At 67.5% G+C, this 23,155-nt stretch carries 23 protein-coding genes; 15 read left to right on the forward strand and 8 right to left on the reverse strand.

The genetic code is table 11. From position 1 onward, the window contains the following. Nucleotides 1-47: 47 nt before the first annotated feature. From WG924_RS05575 to WG924_RS05600, 6 genes are all read right to left on the reverse strand, one after another. Nucleotides 48-1,082 carry an ABC transporter ATP-binding protein gene (locus tag WG924_RS05575; protein ID WP_372044722.1) on the reverse strand — a complete coding sequence of 345 codons (1,035 nt, stop codon included), beginning with the start codon at nucleotides 1,080-1,082 and terminating at the stop codon, nucleotides 48-50. Then, on the reverse strand, nucleotides 1,079-2,137 hold the full coding sequence (locus tag WG924_RS05580; RefSeq protein WP_372044743.1) for an ABC transporter ATP-binding protein: 1,059 nt from the start codon (nucleotides 2,135-2,137) through the stop codon (nucleotides 1,079-1,081). The genes WG924_RS05575 and WG924_RS05580 overlap by 4 nt, the downstream gene beginning before the upstream one ends. Before the next feature lie 13 nt (nucleotides 2,138-2,150). Then, entirely contained in the window at nucleotides 2,151-3,056 is a 906-nt protein-coding gene (locus WG924_RS05585; RefSeq protein WP_372044744.1) for an ABC transporter permease, read from the reverse strand. A 5-nt stretch (nucleotides 3,057-3,061) separates the two neighbouring features. After that, complete coding sequence (locus WG924_RS05590) at nucleotides 3,062-4,039, reverse strand: ABC transporter permease (protein WP_345932026.1); 978 nt, start codon at nucleotides 4,037-4,039, stop codon at nucleotides 3,062-3,064. 72 nt (nucleotides 4,040-4,111) lie between these two features. Next, nucleotides 4,112-5,686 (reverse strand): ABC transporter substrate-binding protein, encoded by a 1,575-nt coding sequence (locus tag WG924_RS05595; RefSeq protein ID WP_372044723.1) that lies wholly within the window; start codon nucleotides 5,684-5,686, stop codon nucleotides 4,112-4,114. Nucleotides 5,687-5,767: 81 nt separating this feature from the next. Next, nucleotides 5,768-6,550: a sulfite exporter TauE/SafE family protein gene (locus tag WG924_RS05600; RefSeq protein WP_345932027.1), complete on the reverse strand. Its 783-nt coding sequence runs from the start codon at nucleotides 6,548-6,550 to the stop codon at nucleotides 5,768-5,770. 502 nt (nucleotides 6,551-7,052) lie between these two features. On the opposite strand from WG924_RS05600, the gene WG924_RS05605 reads away from it, so the two are divergent. The 8 genes from WG924_RS05605 to WG924_RS05640 all read left to right on the forward strand — a co-directional run bounded on the left by WG924_RS05605 (nucleotide 7,053) and on the right by WG924_RS05640 (nucleotide 14,065). Next, nucleotides 7,053-8,690 (forward strand): amidohydrolase, encoded by a 1,638-nt coding sequence (locus WG924_RS05605; protein ID WP_345932028.1) that lies wholly within the window; start codon nucleotides 7,053-7,055, stop codon nucleotides 8,688-8,690. Next, the gene (locus tag WG924_RS05610) at nucleotides 8,687-9,742 is read left to right on the forward strand and encodes a CobW family GTP-binding protein (RefSeq protein WP_345932029.1); all 1,056 of its coding nucleotides are present in this window, start codon (nucleotides 8,687-8,689) and stop codon (nucleotides 9,740-9,742) included. Before WG924_RS05605 ends, WG924_RS05610 begins: the two co-directional genes overlap by 4 nt. A gap of 176 nt (nucleotides 9,743-9,918) precedes the next feature. Continuing rightward, entirely contained in the window at nucleotides 9,919-10,806 is an 888-nt protein-coding gene (locus tag WG924_RS05615) for a crotonase/enoyl-CoA hydratase family protein (protein WP_345932030.1), read from the forward strand. A 104-nt stretch (nucleotides 10,807-10,910) separates the two neighbouring features. Continuing rightward, nucleotides 10,911-12,014 carry an NADH:flavin oxidoreductase gene (locus WG924_RS05620; protein WP_345932031.1) on the forward strand — a complete coding sequence of 368 codons (1,104 nt, stop codon included), beginning with the start codon at nucleotides 10,911-10,913 and terminating at the stop codon, nucleotides 12,012-12,014. A gap of 133 nt (nucleotides 12,015-12,147) precedes the next feature. Then, entirely contained in the window at nucleotides 12,148-12,477 is a 330-nt protein-coding gene (locus tag WG924_RS05625; RefSeq protein ID WP_345932032.1) for an MliC family protein, read from the forward strand. A 39-nt stretch (nucleotides 12,478-12,516) separates the two neighbouring features. Next, the gene (locus WG924_RS05630) at nucleotides 12,517-12,873 is read left to right on the forward strand and encodes an MliC family protein (RefSeq protein ID WP_345932033.1); all 357 of its coding nucleotides are present in this window, start codon (nucleotides 12,517-12,519) and stop codon (nucleotides 12,871-12,873) included. Nucleotides 12,874-12,966: 93 nt separating this feature from the next. Next, the gene (locus tag WG924_RS05635) at nucleotides 12,967-13,584 is read left to right on the forward strand and encodes a gamma carbonic anhydrase family protein (protein ID WP_345932034.1); all 618 of its coding nucleotides are present in this window, start codon (nucleotides 12,967-12,969) and stop codon (nucleotides 13,582-13,584) included. 43 nt (nucleotides 13,585-13,627) lie between these two features. Beyond that, nucleotides 13,628-14,065, forward strand: coding sequence for a VOC family protein (locus WG924_RS05640; protein WP_345932035.1), 438 nt, complete (start codon nucleotides 13,628-13,630; stop codon nucleotides 14,063-14,065). A gap of 28 nt (nucleotides 14,066-14,093) precedes the next feature. Here the strand turns inward: WG924_RS05640 and WG924_RS05645 are convergent, their stop codons facing one another. Further along, on the reverse strand, nucleotides 14,094-14,408 hold the full coding sequence (locus WG924_RS05645; protein ID WP_345932036.1) for an SDR family NAD(P)-dependent oxidoreductase: 315 nt from the start codon (nucleotides 14,406-14,408) through the stop codon (nucleotides 14,094-14,096). A gap of 101 nt (nucleotides 14,409-14,509) precedes the next feature. Here WG924_RS05645 and WG924_RS05650 point away from each other — a divergent pair, with 101 nt between their 5' ends. Further along, a complete protein-coding gene (locus tag WG924_RS05650) occupies nucleotides 14,510-14,674 on the forward strand; it encodes a hypothetical protein (protein WP_345932037.1) in 165 nt (54 codons plus the stop codon). 13 nt (nucleotides 14,675-14,687) lie between these two features. On the opposite strand, the gene WG924_RS05655 is transcribed toward WG924_RS05650, so the two are convergent. After that, a complete protein-coding gene (locus tag WG924_RS05655) occupies nucleotides 14,688-15,584 on the reverse strand; it encodes an AraC family transcriptional regulator (RefSeq protein ID WP_372044724.1) in 897 nt (298 codons plus the stop codon). 162 nt (nucleotides 15,585-15,746) lie between these two features. On the opposite strand from WG924_RS05655, the gene WG924_RS05660 reads away from it, so the two are divergent. From WG924_RS05660 to WG924_RS05685, 6 genes are all read left to right on the forward strand, one after another. Beyond that, a complete protein-coding gene (locus WG924_RS05660; RefSeq protein ID WP_345932039.1) occupies nucleotides 15,747-16,502 on the forward strand; it encodes an SDR family oxidoreductase in 756 nt (251 codons plus the stop codon). 174 nt (nucleotides 16,503-16,676) lie between these two features. Then, nucleotides 16,677-17,882, forward strand: coding sequence for an acyl-CoA dehydrogenase family protein (locus WG924_RS05665; RefSeq protein ID WP_345932040.1), 1,206 nt, complete (start codon nucleotides 16,677-16,679; stop codon nucleotides 17,880-17,882). 19 nt (nucleotides 17,883-17,901) lie between these two features. Continuing rightward, complete coding sequence (locus WG924_RS05670; protein WP_345932041.1) at nucleotides 17,902-19,050, forward strand: acyl-CoA dehydrogenase family protein; 1,149 nt, start codon at nucleotides 17,902-17,904, stop codon at nucleotides 19,048-19,050. Between the two features lie 93 nt (nucleotides 19,051-19,143). Further along, entirely contained in the window at nucleotides 19,144-19,971 is an 828-nt protein-coding gene (locus WG924_RS05675) for an enoyl-CoA hydratase/isomerase family protein (protein ID WP_372044725.1), read from the forward strand. A 47-nt stretch (nucleotides 19,972-20,018) separates the two neighbouring features. Further along, nucleotides 20,019-21,761: a class I adenylate-forming enzyme family protein gene (locus WG924_RS05680; RefSeq protein WP_345932042.1), complete on the forward strand. Its 1,743-nt coding sequence runs from the start codon at nucleotides 20,019-20,021 to the stop codon at nucleotides 21,759-21,761. A gap of 93 nt (nucleotides 21,762-21,854) precedes the next feature. Then, entirely contained in the window at nucleotides 21,855-23,144 is a 1,290-nt protein-coding gene (locus WG924_RS05685) for an ABC transporter substrate-binding protein (RefSeq protein WP_345932043.1), read from the forward strand. Nucleotides 23,145-23,155 lie beyond the last annotated feature (11 nt).

Consider the following 23,155-nt stretch of genomic DNA (forward strand, 5'->3'; position numbering starts at 1 on the left):
TCAGGCGGGCCAACGGCCAGGCGGGCCGGCGTTCAGATCGTGGGCATTCAGATCGTGGGCCCGTCGATCTTCTCGGCATGGTGGCAGGCGACGTAATGGCCGGGCGACATCGCCCGTTCCAGCGGGGTTTCGGTGCGGCAATGGTCATCGGCAAACGGGCAGCGGCCGGCGAACCGGCAGCCCGGCGGCGGATCGATCGGGCTTGGCGGTTCGCCCACCACCAGGAAGCGCCGCTTCAGCTCGTCGCGCAGCGGCCCGGCCGGGGCGGCAGCCGACATCAGCGACCAGGTATAGGGATGCCGCGGCCGGGTGAACAGCGATGTGGTCGGCGCGCGTTCGACGATGCGCCCCAGATACATCACCGCCACCTCGGAACAGATGTGCTGCACCACGCCCAGATCATGCGAGATGAACACATAGGTCAGGCCCAACTCGTGCTGAAGCCGGCGCAGCAGGTTCAGGATCTGAGCCTGGATCGCCACGTCCAGTGCCGACACCGCCTCGTCGCACACCACCAGCGATGGCGATGAGGCCAGCGCCCGCGCGATGCAGATCCGCTGGCGCTGCCCGCCCGAGAACTGATGCGGAAACAGCCCGCCGGCCGATTGCGGCAGGCCCACCGCGTCGATCAGCGATGCCACCCGCGCCGCCCGCTCGCGCGGCGTGCCGATGCCCAGGCGGTCCAGCGGCTCGCGGATCGCCTCGGCCGCCCGCCGGCGCGGGTTCAGCGACGAGAACGGATCCTGAAAGATCATCTGCACATCGCGGCGCGCCGCGCGCAAGCCCGCGCCCGACAGCTCCGACAAGGGCTGGTCGCCCAGCCGGATATGCCCGGCGCTCACCGGCGCCAGCCGCATCACCGCGAGAGCCGTGGTCGATTTGCCCGATCCACTTTCCCCGACGATCCCGAAGGTGCCGCCCCGGGGCACGGTGAAGCTGACGCCGTCGACGGCGTGCACCACCCGATGCGGCCCGAAGGCGCCCTTGCGGCCGGCGGGGAAATGCACCTTCAGATCGTCGACCTGAAGCAGAGGCGCGGTCCTGGCCACAGCCGGGCCGTTCGCTGCGGTCATCATGGTCATGCGCCGATCTCCTCGCGCCGCCAGCACGAAACCGCATGGCGGCTGCCGGCCGACACCGCCTCAAGCGGTGGCTGGGGTCGTGTGGTGCACGCCAACGCGGCGTGGCGGCAGCGCGGCGCGAAGCAGCAGGCGGCGGCCCGCTGGCCCAGCGGCGGCACCAGACCAGGAATGTCGTCGAGCATTTCAGGCTCGGCGGCGGCCGCCGCCCCCAGTTTCAGATGCGGCACACAGGCGATCAGCCCGCGGGTATAGGGGTGGCCGGGGCGTTCGAGCATGGTGGCCACCGGCCCGCGCTCGATACAGCGGCCGGCATAGAGCACCGCCACCTCGTCGGCCATATCGGCCACCGCCGCCAGATCATGGGTGATCATGACGATGGCGGTGTCGTTCTCGGCCTGAAGCCGCTTCAACAGATCGAAGACCTGGGCCTGAACCGTCACGTCCAGGGCGGTTGTCGGCTCGTCGGCGATCAGCAGCTTCGGCCGGCAGGCCAGGGCCATGGCGATCATCACCCGCTGGCGCATGCCGCCCGACATCTGATGCGGATAATTGTCGACCCGGCTTTCCGCCGCCGGGATCTGCACCGCGCGCAGCATCTCGATCGCCCGCGCCCGCGCCTCGGACCGCCCCAGCCCCTGATGCAGGCTCAACGCCTCGCCGATCTGGTCGCCGACAGTATAGACCGGGTTCAACGCGGTCATCGGTTCCTGAAAGATCATCGACATCGCGTTGCCGCGCAGCCGCCGCAGCCGCCGGCCCGGCGCATGGGTGATGTCCTCGCCCGCCAGCCGGATATGACCGCCGGCGATCCGGAAGCCTTCGGGCAGCAGGCCCATGATCGCGAGCGCGGTCATGCTCTTGCCGCAGCCGCTTTCACCGACCAGCGCCACCGTGCGCCCGGCCGCCACCGACACGCCGAGATTTTCCAGCACCGGCACCGGTGCCCGTCCACGGCCCTGATCCAGCGTCACGGTCAGGCCGTCGATCTCCAGCACCGGCGCGCCCGTGCCCTGCCCCGTGCCCGCGCCCGCAGTCATCTGATCAGGCACCGCCATAGCAGCCGTCATGTCAGCGCCTCCGCCTGAGACGCGGGTTGATCGCGTCGTTGATGCCGTCGCCGATCAGGCTGACCGCCAGCACCGCCACAAAGATCGCCGCCCCCGGCGCCGTCACCGACCACCAGGCGTCCAGCAGGTAATTGCGGCTCTGGCCGATCATCAGCCCCCAGCTCATGACATTGGGATCGCCGAGCCCCAGAAAGCTCAGCCCGCCCTCGAACAGGATCGCCACGCCGATCGCCAGCGTCGCCGACACGATAATTGGCGGCAGCGCGTTGGGCAGAATGCAGCGCAGGATCAGATACAGGCTGTCGGCGCCGCCGGTGGTCGCGGCCTTCACGTATTCCAGACCCCGGATGCGCATGAACTCGGCCCGGGTCAGCCGCGCGGTCTGGGTCCAGCTCACCCCGCCGATCGCCATGGTGATGATGTCGAGCCTGGCCCCGAACAGGGCCACAAGCACCATGGCGAACAACAGCGCCGGCAGCACCTGGAACACCTCGGTCAGCTTCATCAGCACCGCATCGACGATGCCGCCGAAGAAGCCGGCGACAGCACCGACCGTGACGCCGATGACCACCGAAATCAGCGCGGCAACCGCGCCGACCGCCAGGGTGGCGCGGCCGCCATAGAGCAGCCCGGCCAGAACGTCGCGCCCCAGATAATCGGTGCCCAGCGGCGCATCGCCATCGGGCGGCCAGAACGGGATGCCGGCGATCTCGAACGGATCGACCTGATAGATCATCGGCCCGAAGATCGTGCCGGCGATCAGGATCGTCAGCAGCAGCATGCCCATCAGCCCCGATGGATGGGTCACCATCCGCTTCAGCATCTCGCGGGTGGGTGAGACGGCGGCGGGCACGTCGGGAGCGGCGGGCACGGCGGTTGCGGCGGCGGGCGTGGTGCGATCTGTCATGGTCATCAGCCACCGGTCCGGATGCGGGGATCGATCAGGCGATAGACGAGGTCGGTCAGGATGTTGACGACCATCACCAGCACCGCCGAGAAGAACAGCACACCCAGCAGCGTCGGATAGTCGCGCCGCAGGATCGACTCATAGACCAGCCGTCCCATGCCCGGCCAGGCATAGACCGTTTCCACCAGCACGGCGCCGGCGAAGAGCTGGCCGAATTGCAGGCCGACCACGGTCACCACCGGGATCAGCGCGTTGCGCAGCGCGTGCTTGAACACGACCCGCCCCTCGCCCAGCCCCTTGGCCCGGGCGGTGCGGACATAGTCGGCATCCAGCGCATCGATCATCGCGGTGCGCGACAACCGGCTGTACTGGGCGACATAAACGATGGCCAGCGTCGCCGCCGGCAGGATCAGGTGGTGGGCCACGTCCAGCACATAGCCGAAGGGGCCGTAACTGGCCGCCACCCGCGACATGCCCGAGGTGGGGAAGATCGGCCACAGAGACGCGAACAGCAGCAGCAGCATCAGGCCGGTCCAGAATACCGGCGCCGAATAGCCGGCGAGCGAAATCGCGGTCACGATATGGCTGAAGATATGGCGCGGCCGCCGGGCGCTGATCACACCCATCACCACACCCACGATCACCGACAGGCCCAGTGCCGCGCTCACCAGCAACAGCGTTGCCGGCAGCCTTTGCAGGATCAGCGACAGAACCGGTTCGTTGAAATAGAACGAATAGCCGAAATCACCCTGAATGATCCGCCCGAAATAGGCCCCGAGCTGCACGGTGAACGGCTGATCCAGGCCATAGCGGGCGCGGATTTCGGCCAGGATCTCGGCCGTGGCGCCACCCATCTCGCCGGCGATCACCTCGGCCGGGTCGCCCGGTGCCGCATGGATCAGGGTGAAGTTCAACGCCACCACGATCGCGAGCAACAGGCAGGCATTCAGGATCCGGCGCAGCAGGCCGAACGCGATGGTCATGGGATATCCCGTCTTCCTGAAGGTCCGGGCGGGCGGGGGCATGCCGGTATGGCAGCGCCCCCGCCGGCGCGATCACTTGTCCCAGTACATCTCGTCCATCGGCGACGACGGACCCCAGATGGTGGTGGGGGTGTTGCGCAGCCGCTTGTCGAACGCCGAGTGATAGGGGATGGCGTTGACATAGAGGATCGGCACGTCGTCGACCACGATCTTCTGGAATTCGGTATAGAGCGCCTTGCGCTTCTCCACATCCATCTCGCTCGCCGCCTCAGCCAGAATCTCGTCGACCCGCGCATTCTTGTACTGCTGGGTGTTCGACCAGATGATGCCCTTGCGGATATTGCTCGACAGATAGGTGCGGTCGACACCGATCACCGGATCGGCCCAGTTGAACACCTGATCCATGGTCAGGTCGAAATCATGGCTGCCGACACGCTGCGCCCAGGTGGGAAAGTCCGGGGCCGCGCGCACCACCACCGTAATGCCGACCTTGGCAAGCTGCGGGCGGATATATTCGGCCAGGTTGCGCTGCTGGTCGTTGCTGTTCGGGATATAGTCGATGGTCAGGGTGAAGCGGCTGCCATCATCCTTCTTGGGGAAGCCGGCCTCGTCGAGCAGGGCTTCGGCCGCGGCCGGATCATAGGGGTATTTTTCGACGTCATCGGTATAGAACGGCGTGCCGGGCATGATCGGGGTCAGCGCCGGCGTCGCGGTGCCGCCCATCAGTTTGTCCAGGATGAAGCCCCGGTCGATGGCATGGGCGATGGCCTTGCGGACCTTCACATTGTCGAGCGGCGGCTTGCCGGTGTTGAAGGCCAGCCAGTTGATCGGGCCGATGGCGTCGTAGCCCTTCGCCGTGACCTCGACATTGTCCATCTTCTTCATGCGCATGATCTCGCGCACGCCCGACACATAGCTCAGCATGCCGGTCTCGCCGCGTTCCAGCATGATCAGCCGGTTGTTCTCGTCGGGCACGATCCGGGTCACGATCCGGTCCAGATAGGGCCGGCCGGGCATGAAATACTTGTCGAACTTCTCAAGGACGAAATACTCGCCCTGCTTGTACTCGGTCAGCTTGAACGGGCCGGAGCCGATCGGCGCCAGATTGGCCGGATGGCTTTTCACGTCCTGACCGTCGCCATAGATATGCTTGGGCAGGATCGGCATCAGCGGCGGCGACATCGCCAGCAGCAGCGCCGGATGCGGCTTCGACAGCCGGATCACCACGGTGTGCGCGTCGGGTGTTTCAACCGTGTCCACCGGCGCCAGCATGGTCTGGAACGGGTGGTTCGCCTTGATCACCCCGATCGAGAAGGCGACATCTTCCGAGGTGACGGGCTGGCCGTCGTGGAACACCGCGTTCTCGACCAGATGCAGGGTCACCGACAACCCGTCGGGCGCCACCTCCCAGGATCTGGCCAGATAGGGCTGCGGGTTCCACTGGTCGTCGAACCGCAGAGGGCTTGCAAAGATCTGGGTCGACGCCACGGCCGTGGCGATCCCCGACTGCACCGCGCCGTTGAAGTGCCGCGGCACCTGGCTGGATGCAATCACCAGCTCGCCGCCGGGCTTGGGTTCGGCCACCGCCGTTCCCGCTGCCAGCCACGCCGTCATCGCCGCGATCGCGGCCGTCTTCAAGATACGCATCTTGTCCCCCTCATGCCTCCCTTGGTGGCAGGCCCGCCTGCGGCTTGGCCGCCATTCACCCGCCGGCGGTATGGCCGCCATTCAATAGATCACGATCTCGCGGATGATCGTGGTCAGGCCGGTCGCCAGCAGGATGATCAGCGCCGCCGGGCGATAGAACCGCGTGGCCCCCAACCCGAACAACGCCGCCCCGATCGCGCTGCCGCCGATCACCAACGGCAGCGAGATTGCCGTCAGCACCAGCTCCGTCCGCCCGATCAGCCCTGCTCCCCAGGCACTGATCGTTCCGGCGACAGCGGTGAAAAAGAAGAACACCATCAGCGTGGCCCGGATGACCCGCGGATCGCGTTCGGCCGCCAGCATATAGGCCACCGCCGGCGGCCCCGGCATGGCGGCAAGCCCTGTAAACAGCCCGGCCAGCGCTCCCACGCCGATCCTGACCGATCGCAACCGCACCAGATCTCCCAGATCCGGCGGCCGCCACGACGCGGCCACCCCCAGCAACACCACCCCGCCGATCGCGATCCGCGTGGTGGCGGGCGGCAGCCAGACCAGCAGCCACATGCCAAGCGGCGTCGCCAGCGCCACCCCCACGGTCAGCCACAGGATGACGCCGCGGTCGACGGCGCGGCGTTCCCGTACCGCGTCGCCGGTGCCGATGATAAGCTGCACCACCATCACCACCGGCACCACCACCTCAGGCGGCAGAACCAGGCTGGTCAATGGCACCGCCGCCAGGGCGAAGCCAAAGCCGGTGAAGCCGCGCAGCACCGCCGCGCCGAACACGGCCAGTCCCGCCCAGAACAGATCCTGTGCGGTCAGCCCCGGCGCCAGCAGCGCCGGATCCAGCCAGTCAGCCAGCATCTGCGCCACCTGTGGCCGATGCCCTGCACGGGCGCCGCCCGTCACAGCTCCGGTGGAAATGCATATGCCGGTCCTGCCTTTCGGTTCCGGTTGCCGACCTGTTCATCCTGCGGTGCGGCGCCGCACCGCCACAGGGCCACATCGGGTCGATCGACTGGGCCAAGATGGCCGGTGCCAGGCCGGCCGCCGCCTGTAAGGTCAAGGATAACCGCATCGGCATCACATCCTCCGGCCGCCTGGGTAGAATGCCCTTGTATCGCACATCGCCTCGCCGTGTAATGGTGTTGCATCATCGATTTTTTTGATCCTGGCCGGTCCTGGCCCGGTCGATGCGGCTGTGGTGGCCCTGTGCCCGTCCACGCACCCGCCGCACCATCTGGCATCGGTTCCACAAGCCCGTCCAATCCAGAGCGACCAGGCCAGAGCGACCAGGCCAGAGCGACCAGGCCAGAGCGACCAGGCCAGGGCAATCAGGCTACAGCGATCAGGGAGCATCACAACCATGCCGGTCAGCGTTTTCCAGGCCAAGCGGATCATCACGCTGAACGGCTATCGACCGTTCGCCACCCATGTGGCCGTGCGCGACGGCCGCATCCTGGGCATGGGCGACGAGACGATGCTGACCGCCTTCGGGCCGGCCCGTCTCGATGACCGCTTCGCCTCGAAGGTGCTGATGCCGGGCTTCGTCGAGGGCCATGCCCATGTCTTCGAAGGCATGGTCTGGGACGACCGCTATGTCGGCTTCTTCGATCGCCGTGGCCCCGATGGCCGGGTCTGGCCGGGCCTGACCAGCATCGATGCTGTGGTCGAGGTGCTGGCGGCCGAGGCGGCGGCGCTGGCCGATCCGGCAAAGGCGCTGTCGGCCTGGGGCTTCGATCCGATCTATTTCGATGGCCGGCGGATGACCCGCGGCGACCTCGACCGGGTGTCGACCACCCGGCCGGTGCTGGTGCTGCATGCCTCGGCCCATATCCTCAACGTCAACAGCGCCGCACTCGATCTGGTGGGCTTGCGCGACGATACCGATCTCGACGGGCTGGTGCGCGACGAAGCCGGCCGGCTGACCGGCGAATTGCTGGGCCCGGAGGCGATGGGCTGGGTGCGCAGCAAGATCGACGGGGTGCCGCTGCTGCGCGCCGCCGACGAACGGGTTCTGCGCCGCTTCGCCGATATCGCCCGCGCCAGCGGCGTCACCACCTGCACCGATCTTCTGAACCAGCTTGGGGCCGAGGCGGTCGAGGTGCTGACGACGGTCACCGGCGCCGATGATTTCCCGATCAGGCTGGCGCCGGCGCTGGCGCAACGCATGCACAGCCTGGACGACGGCGTCGCGCGCTGGAAGGTTCTGGCCGGCGCCAGCACCGACCGGTTGAAATTCGGGCTGGTCAAGCTGGTGGTCGACGGTTCGATCCAGGGTTTCACCGCCCGGCTGCGCTGGCCCGGCTATCACAACGGCGCGCCCAATGGCATGTGGTACATGGCGCCGGCCGATGTGATGCAGGTGGTGGACGCCTATCACGCCGCCGGCGCGCATCTGCAGATCCACACCAATGGCGATCAGGCGAGCGAGCTTGCCATCGATGCCATCGAAGCGGCGCTGATCCGCACGCCCCGCGCCGATCATCGCCACACCCTGCAACATGCCCAGATGCTGGATGAAGCGCTGCTGCGGCGGATGAAGACGCTGGGCATCTGCTGCAACATCTTCGCCAACCACATCTATTACTGGGGCGACGCCCATGCCGCCCAGACCGTGGGCCCGGTGCGGGCCGAGCGGCTGGATCCCTGCGGCACCGCGCTCCGGCTGGGGGTGCCGTTCTCGATGCACTCAGACGCGCCGATCACGCCGGTGGCGCCGCTGTTCACCGCCTGGTGCGCGGTCAATCGGCTCACCGCCTCCGGCGCCCTGCTCGGCACCGAAGAACGCATTCCGGTTGAAGCGGCGCTGCGCACCGTCACGCTGGGGGCTGCCTATACCATGAAGCTCGATCATCTGATCGGCAGCATCGATGTCGGCAAATACGCCGATTTCGCGGTGCTCGACGACGACCCGCTGACGATGGAGCCGATGGCGCTGAAGGATGTGGGCGTGCATGCCACCGTCGTTGGCGGCCGCGTGTTCCCGGCACCGGGCTCATGACCGCGCGGCAGCCGATACCGGTCACGGTTCTGGGCGGATTTCTGGGCGCCGGCAAGACCACGCTGCTGAACGCGCTGCTGGCCCGTGGCGACCGGCGCTATGGCATCATGGTCAATGATTTCGGCGCGATCAACATCGACGCGGCGCTGATCCGGCGCCGCGACACCCGTATGATCACCCTGACCAATGGCTGCATGTGCTGCGGCCCGGCCGCCGACCAGAATGCCGCCCTGACCGCACTTGCCGAGGGCGGCGACGACGGCATCCCACCCGATCAGATCGTGATCGAGACCAGCGGCGTCGCCGATCCGCGGCGTGTGGCGCAGCTTGCGGCGCTGGAGCCGACGCTTCTGATCGATGGCGTGGTGGTCCTGGCCGATGCCTCGGCCGCAGCCGGGCTGCTGGCCGACCGGCTGGTGGGCGACACGCTGATCCGGCAGTTTGCGCGCGCCGATCTGATCCTGCTGACCAAGACCGATCTGGTGAACCCGGCCGGGCTTGCCCAGGCCCAGGCCGCCATCGCCCGGGCGGCACCGGGCGTGGCGATGATCGCAAGCCCCGCCTCGGCGGCATCGCCGGATGATGGCGGCTTCGGCGCGGCCCTGGTCGCCAGCGGCGGCCTTAGCCCGCCTGCGGGCACGGCGGCGGCGCGGCACCTGCCCGACGACGATATCGACCATCAGGCCGATGCGCGTTTCAGCAGTTGGAGCTGGGCCAGTCGCGGCCCGGTCGACCGGGGGCGGCTGCTGGCGGCGCTGACCGCCCTGCCGCCGGGGGTGCTGCGGGTGAAGGGCGTTCTACCCGTGGCCGGCGCCGACGGCCGGCCGGCCGCCACCGTGGTGCAGATGGTCGGCCGCCGCTGGCGCCTGACGCCGCTGGCCGCGCCCATCGGCGACACCGCCCCTGCCCTCGGCGGCCCCCCCCCTGCCCTCGGCAAGACCGGCCGTGGCATCGGCCATGATGGCCAGGGCGCGCTGGTGCTGATCGCCGCCACCGGCGCCCTGCCCGCGGCCCCCGACCTTCAGACGATGTTCGACGCCATCCGGCTGTAATCGATTGCGTGCGATCATTTTCCGCGCCATGATTTTCCGCGCAGTAAAACGAACGTTCGAATTGTCTTGTCGGACCGGGCATAAGCGGGTCACGATGGCACGGCCGGCTTCAGGTGGCGCAGACCACCGGCGCCGGGCTGTCGCTGATGCCCCAGAAACCACCGGAGGTTCGCCCGATGCCCGCCGATCCCAAGCAGCCCGCGTTCAGAACCCTCGACTATGCCGTCGCGGACGGTATCGCCACCGCCACATTCAACCGCCCGGAGAAGATGAACACCTTCAACGGCGCGATGATGGATGATCTGCTGCGGCTGTTCGACGTGACCGATGCCGATGACGATGTCCGCGCCGTGATCGTCACCGGGTCCGGCCGCGCCTTCTGCGCAGGGGCCGATCTCGAAAGCGGCGGCGACACCTTCGATTTCGACAAGCGGGTCGGCAACCGCGATCAGGTCGCCGGGGTGCACCGCGATGGCGGCGGCCAGGTAACGCTCAGGATCTTCGACAGCCTGAAGCCGGTGATTTCGGCTGTGAACGGTGCGGCGGTCGGGGTTGGCGCCACCATGCAGCTCGCCATGGATATCCGCATGGCGGCCAGCAATGCCCGCTTCGGCTTCGTCTTCGCACGTCGCGGCATCACGCCGGAAGCCGCGTCATCCTGGTTCCTGCCCCGGCTGGTGGGCATGCAGACCGCGCTGGAATGGGTGTATACCGGCCGCGTGTTCAATGCCGACGAGGCCCTGGCGCGCGGCCTGGTGCGATCGGTGCACGCGCCCGACGATCTTCTGCCCGCGGCCCGTGCGCTGGCGCGTGAAATCGCCGACAATGCGGCGCCGGTCTCGGTGGCCATGGCCCGACAGATGCTGTGGCGCCTGCAGGCCGAAGACCATCCGATGGCCGCCCACCGCATCGACAGCCGCGCGATCGTCTCCCGCGGTCGCAGCAGCGATGTCGAGGAAGGCATCAAGGCGTTCCTGGAAAAGCGCCCGGCGCAGTTCCCGAACACGGTTTCCGCCGACATGCCCGATGTCTATCCGTGGTGGCCCGAGCCTAAATTCCTCTGACCCCGGAATTCCTCTGATCCCGGAAGTCCTCTGCTCGTTGATCCCGCGACACCACCCCGCAGACCCGCCGCCGCACCCCATTCCCCACACAGAGCGATACCCGCATGGCCGCGACCGATCTTCTGTTCCGCCCCTTCGATCTGGGGCCCCTGCACATGCCGAACCGCATCGTCATGGCGCCGATGACCCGGTCGTTCTCGCCGGGCGGTGTGCCGACCGCCCAGGTCGCCGCCTATTACCGGCGCCGTGCCGAGGGCGGTGTCGGGCTGATCGTGTCGGAAGGCACCGGCATCAATCGCCCCGCCTCGCTGAACGATCCCAACGTGCCCCGCTTCTGGGGCACCGAGGAACTGGCCGCCTGGAAGCATGTGATCGACGAAGTGCATGCGGCGGGCGGGTTGATGGCGCCGCAGCTCTGGCATGTCGGATCGGCGCGCAACACCCAGACCGACTGGAAGGCGCCGGGGCCGGTCGACAGCCCGTCGGGCCTGTCGTCGCCGGGCAAGCAGTTTGCTGAACCGATGACCGATGCCGCCGTGGCCGACACCATCGCCGCCTTCGGGCAGGCAGCGGCCGATGCCAAGCGGCTGGGCTTCGATGCCGTGGAATTGCACGGCGCCCATGGTTATCTGATCGATCAGTTCTTCTGGGCCGGCACCAACCAGCGCACCGATCGCTGGGGCGGCAGCACTCTGCCCGAACGGACCCGGTTCGCGGTGGAGATTCTGAAAGCGGTGCGGGCGGCGGTGGGCCCAGGCTATCCGGTCATCATCCGGCTGTCGCAGTGGAAGCAGCAGGATTTCAAGGCGCGTCTGGCGGAAACGCCGGCCGAGATGGCCGCCTGGCTGGAGCCGATGGCCGCGGCGGGCGCCGACATCTTCCATTGCTCGCAGCGCCGGTTCTGGGAGCCCGAATTCGACGGTTCCGATCTCAACTTCGCGGGCTGGGCCGGCAAACTCACCGGCCGGCCGACCATCACCGTCGGCTCGGTTGGGCTGTCGGGTGAATTCGTCGCCGCCTTCCGTGGCGAGGGGTCGGAGCCCGCGTCACTCGACGGGCTGATCGAGCGGCTGGCCCGTGACGAGTTCGATCTGGTCGCGGTCGGTCGTGCGCTGCTCCAGGATCCCGATTGGGTTGAAAAGATCCGCGCCGGACGCAATGATGAATTGATGAATTTCGGCCGCGAGGCGTTGGCGACCTTGTACTGACGTTATCACAGTGCCGGCGCAAGACCGCCGGCACTGTGCTTCTTTTTGCCAAGTTCATCGGATCGTGCTGGCGATTGTCGCCGAAACAGTGCTTTCTTGGGGTTCGGGAACAATCCCGACACGGAGGCCAATGATGCGGCGGACGGCACCCTTAGCAGTCAGTATTCTTCTCCTTGTCGCACTTGCGGCCTGCGGAAAGGAACGCTACGACACCTCGAACGTCGCACCCAGGGCCGGGCCCTGGTCGATATCGTATAGCTGTGGCGATGGCAGCACGTTGAACGTGCGGTTCGAACCAGAGCAGGCCGTCATCCGCACCGGCGACGGCGAACAGCTGATCCTGCCGTTGCAGACCAGCGACTCCGTAAGGTTGTATGCAACCAACCGCCACAGCCTGCAACAGAGCGTCGATCAGGCGATCTGGACTGTCGGCAGTGGCAGACCGGTGGCCTGCAAGGCCTGATCGTCGACGGCCCCCTTTTGAGTCCATCGGAAGAGACAGATGAGATCCAGGCATCACCTGGGCCCGATTCTGGGCGGCCTGGTCATCGGTGCCGCCATCCTCAGTGGCTGCGCGGAACGCCCGGTCTCGGTCACCGATACCGCCACATCGGCGCCAAAGATCTTCACCGCCCGCTATGTCTGCGATGACGGCAGCGTGCTCGACGTGCGCTTTCAGGGCGAGACGGCCACGGTGGCCACGTCGACCGGCGGAACCGTGGTTCTGCCGCAACGCGTCTCCGGCTCGGGCTTCCGCTATGCCGATGCGGGCCACAGCCTGCGTGGCAAGGGCCGGGCAGCGAACTGGACCGTCGACGGAACCACCGCCACGACCTGCCAGGACCAGGAACCGGACTGACGGCAGCGGCGCCGGTTGCAGATCGCCGCGCGTATCGGCAGAGTGTCGCCGGGGTGGAGGTTGCAACAGACGGAACGCGAAAGGTCAGTACGCATGTTCAGTGGAGCGGATATCGCCGCGGCACGGGCCGCCGGTCTGCGGATCGGCGCCCAAGTGGTCGTCGACCCGACGGCACGCATCGACCCCTCGGCCGCCATCTTCGGCAAGGTCACGCTCAAGGCCGGCGTGTCGGTGTGGATGAACGTGGTGTTCCGCGCCGAGATGTTCGACATCGTCATCGGCGAGAACTCCAACATTCAGGATTTCGTCATGGTCCATGTCGGGTCCCATACCGGCACCCATGTCGGCCGCAACTGCTCCATCACCCATCATGTCACCATCCATGGCTGCCAGATCGGCGACAATGTTCTGGTCGGGATCGGCGCCACGGTGATGGATGGCTGCGTGATCGGCGAGAATTCGATCATCGCGCCCCAGTCCTGCCTGAAGGAAGGCACGATCATTCCGCCGAACTCCATCGTGGTCGGCACGCCGGCCAAGGTGGTGCGCACCCGCGACAACGGCGCCGCCAACCGGTTGAACGCCTTCCTCTATCGCCGCAACGCCGAAGCCTATGCCGAGGGCGACGATCGCTTGTGGTCGCGCGACGGCTTTCATGCCGAGATGGAGGCCGAAATCGCCCGCATCGCCCGCGAGGCTGCCGGCGCCTGATCCGGCTGCGCCATCATCGACCCCATGCCGAGGGATCTCCGCCATGCATTTTCTGCACACCATGATCCGCGTCCGCGACCTGGATGCCACCCTTGCCTTCTTCTGCACTCATCTGGGCCTGCGTGAGCTGCGCCGTAAGGAATCGGAGGCCGGGCGCTTCACCCTGGTGTTTCTGGGCGCACCCGACGACATCACCACGGGTGAGGAGACCGCGCCCCTGATCGAGTTGACCTATAACTGGGATCCGGAAGACTATGGCAGCGCGCGCAATTTCGGCCATCTCGCCTTCCAGGTCGACGATATCTATGCCACCTGCGCCCGATTGATGGCGGCCGGTATCACCATCAACCGGCCGCCACGCGACGGCTATATGGCCTTTGTCCGCTCCCCCGACCTGATCTCGGTCGAACTGCTGCAGAAGGGCAATGCTCTGGCGCCGGCCGAGCCCTGGGTATCGATGCCCAATACCGGCGTCTGGTAACGGATCGGCATTCGGCGGAAGCCGCTGGTCACCACGGCACCCGACCGCCCTCGGTGAAGAAGCCGCCCGTCGGGCCGTCGGGGCTGATCAGGGCCCAGCGCAAGACCGTGCCGGCGGCATCCGCCGCCGCGCGCGTGCCGGTATGGCCGTTCATGTCGGTGGCGGTGAAGCCCGGATTGATTACATTCATCTTGAAGCCTTCCGGCGCCAGTTCCTTGGCCAGCAGCACCGTGAACGCGTTCAGCGCGGTTTTCGAGGCGTTATAGGCAAAGCCGGCACCGCCGGCGGCCAGACCGCGCGATCTCGAAGCCGATCCCCTTGTTGCCGCCGGTGACCAGGGCAACTTTACTTGTTGCAGAAATCATCATGTCCGCTCCCGGATTGCGGTGTATCGATGGATCACAGCCTGATGGCTATGGATCACCCGCGAAAGGAGGCACTTTTTTGAAACCGGTTCCCGCCACCATGCCGCCAGTGCCGGACGATGCCGGCTACACGCCCGAGATCTGCATCCAGGTGAACGCCGCCCGCGCCGGCTTCGACGCCCGCGCCGACGATGATGGCTGGCCGCGCGTGGCCGGATCGGGGGCCGCACACACCGCCGGCTGACGGCTCGCCGCCGTCACGCCGCCGATTGCAGCCGGTCGCGCATCGCCGCCATGTCGCGGGCCGGCGGCAGCCCGAACATCCGGCCGTAATCGCGGGTGAAGTGCTGCACGCTTTCATACCCCACGCGGAACGCGGCCTCGCTGGCATTCACGCCATCCGCCAGCATCATCCGTCTGGCCTCGATCAGCCGGAGCTGTTTCTGAAACTGCAGCGGCGTCAGAGAGGTGACGGCCCGGAAATGCCGGTGGAACGACGACACGCTCATGCCCGCCGCCGCCGCCAGCCGCTCCACCGGCAGGCGCCGGGCATAATCGGCCCGCAGCAGCGCCACCGCGCGCGCCACCCGTTGCGCATGGCCGTCGGGCAGGCCAAGCCGCCGGATGGCCGCGCCATGGCGCCCGGCCAGAAGCCAGTAATGGAACTCCCGCACCAGCGGCGCCTGCAGAACCGGCACCGATGCCGGGCGCTCGATCAGCCGCATCAGCCGCAGCGCCGCATCGGCAACCTCGGCATCGGTCGGATCGATCATCACGGCGCCATGATGATCGGCGGCGGCCTGGGGCGCCATCTCGGGCACCAGGCTGGCGATGGCCGCCGCGTCCAGGTCCATCACCAGCGAGACATAGGGCATGCCGGCGCTGGCGCGGGTGATCTGGCTGACGGTGGGCACGTCGGCGGTGATCAGCAGCAGATCGCCGGCGCTGAAGGTGAACGACCGGCTGCCGGTCGTGACCTGTTTGGTGCCCTGCAGAACAAGGCAGACCAGCGGTCGCGCGATGGCATAATCCAGCGCGGTGCGCGCCGCGGCCCTGATCGCCGTCAGCCCCGGAACGGGGGTCCGCGCGATGCCCGACCGGTCGGCATGGGCCTCGGCATGGCGGCGCACGGCATCGAGAAGCGCTGCGGTCACGGCACGATCCTTCATGTGACAGGCCTTCCGAATCTGCCGGGCCTCCCGCATCTGACACGCCGCGATTTTGCAGGATCAGGCAAACAACGTCCAGCTTCCGGCAACCCGACCCCACCGGCCGAACCGATACTGTGCCCATCACCAAACCACGGAGACGGGTCAATGACCAGGATCGCGATCGTCACCGGCGCCAGCCGGGGGCTGGGCCGGAACACGGCGCTGAACATCGCCCGCAAGGGCGGCGACGTCATCATCACCTATCGCAGCCGCGCCGACGAGGCCGAGGCCGTGGTCGCCGGGATCGAGGCCATGGGTCGCAAGGCGCTGGCCCTGCAACTCGATGTCGGCGACGTCACAGGCTTCGCGGCGTTCGCAGACCGGCTTCGGGCAGCACTCGCCGCGACATGGCAGCGCGACAGCTTCGACCATCTGGTCAACAATGCCGGCCATGGCGACATGGCCCTGATCGCCGACACCACCGAAGCGCAGTTCGATCACCTGATGAACGTCCACCTCAAAGGCGTGTTCTTTCTGACCCGGGCGCTGCTGCCGATGCTTGCCGATGGTGGCCGGATCGTGAACCTGTCATCCGGCCTGACCCGCATTTCCTATCCCGGCTTTGCCGCCTATGCGGCGATGAAGGGGGCGGTCGAGGTGCTCGGCATCTATCTGGCCAGGGAACTGGGCAGCCGCGGCATCGCCGTCAACACCGTGGCGCCGGGCGCGATCGAGACCGATTTCCTTGGCGGTGCCGTCCGCGACATGCCCGATCTCAACAAGGTGTTCGCCGATATGACCGCCCTGGGCCGCGTCGGCGTGCCCGACGATATCGGCCCGATGATTGCCAGCCTGCTGTCGGCCGACAACCGCTGGATCAACGGCCAGCGGATCGAGGTGTCGGGCGGCCAGACCATCTGACCGCGCCCCCGGCGGAGTGGTATCGTCCACCGATGCCGCTCCGCCACCGTCGCGCCGCACAATTATTCTCATAATTTCTTTTGCGTCGCAGCATGAGATTTCATCTTGCGCATACGCGCGGTTTCAACGACAACAATGGTGACTGATGAATCATTAATCAATTCGGAGCGAGGCATGCACGCCGAGTTCACGGCCAAAGAGCGGGCCTTCCGCGACGAGGTACGGCGGTTCTGTGAAGAGCGACTGCCCGACGACATCCGCGCCAAGGTGCTGGATGGCCGCCACCTGACCCGCGACGATCATATCCGCTGGCAGAAGATCCTGTATGACCGCGGCTGGATCGCCGGCTTCTGGCCCAAGGCGTGGGGCGGCTGCGACTGGTCGCCGGTCGAGGGCTATATCTTTCAGGAGGAAACCGCGCGCGCCGGCGCGCCCTGGCTGCTGCCCTTCGGGGTCAATTACGTCGGCCCGGTGATCTTCACCTATGGCAATGAGGACCAGCAGGCCCGTCACCTGCCCGGCATCCTGTCGTCGGACGTGTTCTGGTGCCAGGGCTATTCCGAGCCGGGCGCCGGGTCCGATCTGGCCGGCCTGAAGACCCGGGCGGTTCGCGACGGCGATCATTACATCGTCAACGGCTCGAAGATCTGGACCACCATGGCCCATTGGGCCGACATGATGTTCTGTCTGGCCCGCACCGATCCCGGTGCCGCCCGACCGCAGGAGGGGATTTCCTTCCTGCTGCTCGACATGAAGCAGCCGGGCGTGACGGTGCGGCCGATCATCTCGATCGATGGCGCCCACCATCTGAACGAGGTGTTCTTTGATGACGTCCGCGTGCCGGTGACCGAGCGCGTCGGCGCCGAGAACCAGGGCTGGACCTACGCCAAATTCCTGCTGGGGCATGAGCGGATGCTGTCGGCCGAGACCGGCAAGGCCCGCCGCCTGCTGGCCAAGCTGCGCCGCACCGCCGCCCGCCTGCCCCATGCCAACGGCCAGGGTGTGCTGGCCGATGACGCGCGGTTCCGCGACCGTGTGGCCCGGATCGAGATCCGGATCATGGCGCTGGAATGGACCACGCTGCGCATGCTGGATGCGGCCATGGAGGGGGCATCCCCCGGCGCCGAGGCATCGTTGCTGAAGATCCGCGGCACCGAGCTGCTGCAGGCGGTGACCGAGCTGTCGACCGATGTGCTTGGCCTCTATGGCGTGCCGTTCGATGTCCGGCTGCTTGAGGCCGAGGCCGAGGGTATCGAGATCGGACCCGATGGCGCCGCCGGCATCCTGGCTGAATACCTTTATCATCGCGCGCCGACCATCTGGGGCGGCAGCAACGAGGTTCAGCGCAACATCCTCTCCAAGCACGCCCTCGGGCTCTGACGGACAAGGGCGGCTCCCGATGAATTTCCGCTACACCGACGAACAATCGATGCTCCGCGACATGGCCCGCCGCTGGGTCGATGAGCGCTACGATCTTCAGCGGCGCAAGGCCGCCGCCGCGACCGGCCTTGATCGCGCGGCATGGGCCGCCATGGCCGAGATGGGCTGGCTGGGTGTCGCGCTGCCCGAAATGGCCGGCGGCAGCGCCGGCGGCGCGATCGAGACCATGATCGTGATGGAGGAGATCGGTCGCGGGCTGATGACCGAGCCCTATGTGTCGACCGCCGTGATCGCGGCCGGGCTGATCCTCGACAGCGCCGCCGCCGGCGACGATCCCCGGCTTCAGGCGATCGCGGCCGGTGACCTGATCGCAGCCTTCGCCCATGACGAACCCGGCCTGCGCGACCCGCAGGCGCCGCGCACCACCCGCGCGACACCCGGCGAAGCCGGGACGTGGCGGCTGGACGGCACGAAGACCGTGGTCCGCGCCGGCGCCGAGGCCGATCATCTGATCGTCACTGCCACCGGCCCGGATGGCGAGGCGCTGGTGTTCCTGGCCGACGCCACCACGCCCGGCATCAACCGCACCGGCTATCCCACGCTCGACGGCATGCGCGCGGCCGAGATCGCCTTCGAAGGCGCGACCCTGCCCGCCGGCGCCCTGCTGCTGCGCGGCGATGCCGCAACCACAGCCCTCGCCCGCCGGCTGGACGCCGCCATCACCGCCGAACTCGCCGAGGCGCTGGGGGTGATGGAGCGGCTGAAGGACGCGACACTGGATTATGCCCGCACCCGCCATCAGTTCGGCCAGCCGATCGGCAAGTTCCAGGCTCTGCAACACCGTCTGGCCGACATGCATATCGCCTGCGAGGAAGCACGGTCGATGGTGATCATGGCCAGTGTCGCCCTGATCGGCGCGCCATCGGCGGGGGATGAGCCGCAGGCGCGCGGTCGCGCGGTATCGGCGGCACGACTGCATGTGGCCGAACTGGCCATGCAGGTGGGACGCGAGGCGATCCAGCTTCACGGCGGCATCGGCATGACCGACGAATTGATCATCGGCCACGGCTTCAAGCGCATCAAGGTGATCGCGGCCGGCTTCGGCGGCAACGACCTGCATCTCGACCGCTTCATCGCCCTCTCAGACCAGAGCAATGCCGCCGCCTGAGCGCCGGCCCGTGATCCGCCCCATCACCGAAACCGCGAACAATGACGCGGCGGCACCCGAACCGCCCGCATCCGCCACGGAGGAACCCAAGCCTTGACCACCGACGCTTCAGCCGGCCCCCGCCCCTTCGCCTTCCGCGATTACGAGTGCTTCACCTTCGATCGCCGCGACCGCGTGCTGACCATCTCGATCAATCGCCCGGAGGCGATGAACGCGGTCAATGCCCGACTGCACGAGGAATTCTCGCGGGTGTTCACCGATGCGGCCCATGATCCCGACAGCGACATCATCGTGCTGACCGGCCATGGCCGAGCCTTCTGCGCCGGCGGCGACATCAACTGGATGCAGGAGCATATCGACGTGCCCGGCGAGTTCGAGCGCACCGGCGTCGAGGCCAAGCGCATCGTGTTCAGCCAGCTCGATCTTGAAAAGCCGCTGATCTGCCGGCTGAACGGCCATGCCACCGGCCTTGGCGCCACCATCGCGCTGATGTGCGACATCATCATCGCGTCGGACAAGGCCAAGATCGGCGATCCGCATGTGTCGGTGGGGCTGGTCGCCGGCGATGGCGGCGCGGTGATCTGGCCGCAATTGATCGGCTTTGCCCGCGCCAAGGAATTCCTGCTGACCGGCGATCTGCTGACAGCCCCCCGTGCGGCCGAAATCGGCCTGATCAACCGTGCGGTGCCGGCCGACCAGCTCGATGCCGAGGTCTATGCCCTGGCCGACCGGCTGGCCGGCGGCGCCACCAAGGCGATCCGCTGGACCAAGACCGCAACCAACATCGCGCTGAAGCAGCTCGCCCATTCGATGATGGATGCCTGCATCGGCTATGAAAGCATGTCGAACCTGACCGAAGACCATAAGGAAGCCGTGGCCGCCTTCCGCGACAAGCGCAAGCCGGTCTTCACCGGCCGCTGACCACACCCCGTTATCCGACCCGACGCGCCCCCGCCGGAGTGCCCGCCATGACCGACCCACAGGCCGACACCACCGTAACCGGACCCGCCCTCGACGCAGCCCTCATGGCCGCGATCGCCGAGACGGGCACGCTTGCGCGCCTGCTGGACCGGCAGGCGGCGCGCTTCGGCGCGGGCCCCATGCTGGTGGCACCATCGGTGCTGATGCCGGCCGACCCCGACGGCCTTGCCACCACCAGCTTCGCCGAGATGGCGGCCCGCTCCTCTGTGCTCGCACGCGGCCTGTATCAAGCCGGAATCCGGCCGGGCGAGGCGCTGGGGGTGCTGGCCACCAACATGGCGATCACCGAGGCGCATCTGGTGCAGTTCGCGGCGGCGCGGCTCGGCGCCGTACTCGTGCCCCTGAACCCGCGTTATGGCGACGAGGATCTGGACCATGCCCTGGCGTTGTCCGATGTGCGGATGGTGATCGCCGAAACCGCGCTGATGCCGCGTCTGGCTGCCGCCCGTGCGCGATGCGGGCGCGGGTTCGTCTGCGTGGATGCCGCGGCCGCGGACGGCCTGCAAGCTCTTCTGGCCGCCGGTGACGCCGTCTCGGGGCAGTCCTGGGCCGCGCCGACGCCATCGGATACCGCCGATCTGATCTTCACCTCCGGCACCACCGGCCGGCCCAAGGCCGTGGTGCACACCCAAGGGTCGGCCGTGGCGACCGGCGCCATCTTCGGCACCGCGCTGACGCTCGGCCCCGGCGATATCCACCATCACGCGGTGCCGTTCTTCACCAGTTCGGGCGTGCATTTCAACCCGCTGGCGGCCCTCTGGGCCGGGGCCACCATGATCGTGGAGCCCGCCTTCGATGCCGACGCGATCCTGAACCGGATCGCCGCCCGCCGCAGCACCGTGCTGCTGTCGGTGCCATCGGGCTATCTGTATATCCTGGATGCGTTGGAACGCCGCGGCGACGATGCGCCCGACCTGTCCAGCATCCGGATCTGGAACTATGGCGGCGCCGCCATGCCGCAAGAAGCGGTGATCGCACTGGCCAAACGCTTCCCGGATGTCGACCAGCGCCAGAATTACGGCATGACCGAAACCGGCCCCACCGGCACCATGCTGCAACCGGATGAGGTGCTGAGCCATCCGGGGTCGGTCGGTCGGCCGATGCCGCTGTGCCGGGTGCGGATCACCGACGAGGCGGGCCGGCCACAGCCGGCCGGCCGGCCCGGCGAGATCGAGATCGCCAGCCCCGCCAACATGGCCGGCTATCACGGCGATGCCACGGCGACCGCCGCCACGCTGTGCGATGGCTGGGTGCGCACCGGCGACTGGGGAATGATCGATGACGATGGCCACCTTCATCATCTCGATCGCCTGAAAGACGTGATCGTCCGGGGCGGGCTGAAAATCGCCGCGCGCCGGGTGGAAGAGGTTCTGCACCGCGTGCCCGGCGTGTTCGAGGCGGCGGTGATCGCCCTGCCCCATCCACGGCTGGGCGAGGATGTCGCCGCCGTGATCGTCCGCGGCCGGACGCATGAGCCTGCGCCCGCCATCGACGAGACCGACCAGCAGTTCATTGCCCGGCTGACCGCCGCCGCCCGCGCGGTGCTGGCCGATTATGAAACCCCGCGCCGGATCTTCATCACCGATGCGCTGCCCCGCAATCCGCTGGGCAAGGTGCTGAAGACCGAGCTTCGCCGTTGCTATGCCCTGGCAATGGCGCCCAACCCCACACCCGAAACCGACCCCACACCCGACACCAGCCCCGTATCGACAACAGCACGACAGGCATGACATAGCCGCGGCAAGACCGACACGCCGGCCCCACGGAACCCGTGCCCCGGCCGATAACGGCACCGCTACCCATGCCATTGGGAGGAGACGACGATGACCCGTTCGAATGACGGCTACCGGTTCAGCCGCCGCACATTGCTGAAGAGCACCGCCGCAGCCGCAGCACTGGCGCCGCTCGGCCGCTTGTGGATCCCCGGCGCGCGCGCCGCCGACAACCCGATCACGCTGGGCCTGGTGACGCCACTGTCGGGCGCGCAGGAGATGATCGGCAGCTTCGTGCGCCATGGCGCCGAAATCGCGATCGAGAAGATCAATGCCGATGGTGGCGTGAACGGCCGGCCGCTGGCGCTGGAGATGCGCGACAGCAAGGCCAATCCGGCCGCCGCCACGGTGGCCGCGCGTGAATTGCTGGGCCAGGGCGTGAACCTTCAGCTCGGCACCATCGGCTCACCGGTGGCGCTGGCCATGGGGCCGCTGATGCAGGCCGCCGGCGGCGTGGTGCTCACCTGCGGCGCCGGCACCGAAAAGCTGAACCATGAAGGCTATAACCCGCATGTGTTCCGCATCGGCGACAGCCCCTATTCGCGGCAATACGGCCTGATCCGGATGATCGCCGAGCGCTATCCCAATATCACGAGCTGGGGCGGCATCATCCCGGATCACGAATATGGCCGCACCACCTGGGCGATCTTCGTCGACGCCATGTTGACCGTGTTCCCCCAGGTCACCGGCAAGCAGCCCGAGATTTCGCGCCCGATCCTGATCCCCTATGGTTCCGGCGACTATAAGAACTTCATCGCCGCCGCGATGCGCCAGCCCTTCGAAGGCCTGTACACCTCGGCCTATGGCGGCGATGCCGTCACCCTCTATCAGCAGGCCCGGCCCTTCGGCCTGTTCGACAAGACCAAGGTTCTGGTCGATTCGGCCAATGAATTCCTGGTGCCGCTGGCCATGAAGGACCAGACCCCCGACACCTGGACCGGCACCCATTGGTATTTCAAGGCCAATCAGGGCAATCCGATGTCGGATCACCTGTATAACGCCTATGTCGAGCGGACCGGCAACCACTATCCGATGGGCTGGGCGGCGGAAGCCCATGCCGCGGTCTATGCCTACAAGGCCGCGATCGAGAAGACCGGCGGCGACACCAAGGCGGCCGCGATCATCGCCGCCCTGAAGGGGCTGACCTTCGACACCGCCACCGGCAAGCGGACGCTCCGCGCCGAAGACAATCAGGCGGTGAAGAACGCCGAAGCCATGCGCATCCAGCCCAAGACCGGCAGCGCCGACGGTTTCGAGGTCACCGACTATATCTCGGTGCCCGGCGACAGCGTGGTCGAGCCGCCGCGTCCGGGCGAGAAGCTGGAGCTGAAGACGCTCTGATCCCGCCGACA

Source organism: Tistrella arctica, assembly GCF_039630945.1.
In the GTDB taxonomy this organism is placed as follows: Bacteria; Pseudomonadota; Alphaproteobacteria; order Tistrellales; family Tistrellaceae; genus Tistrella; species Tistrella bauzanensis.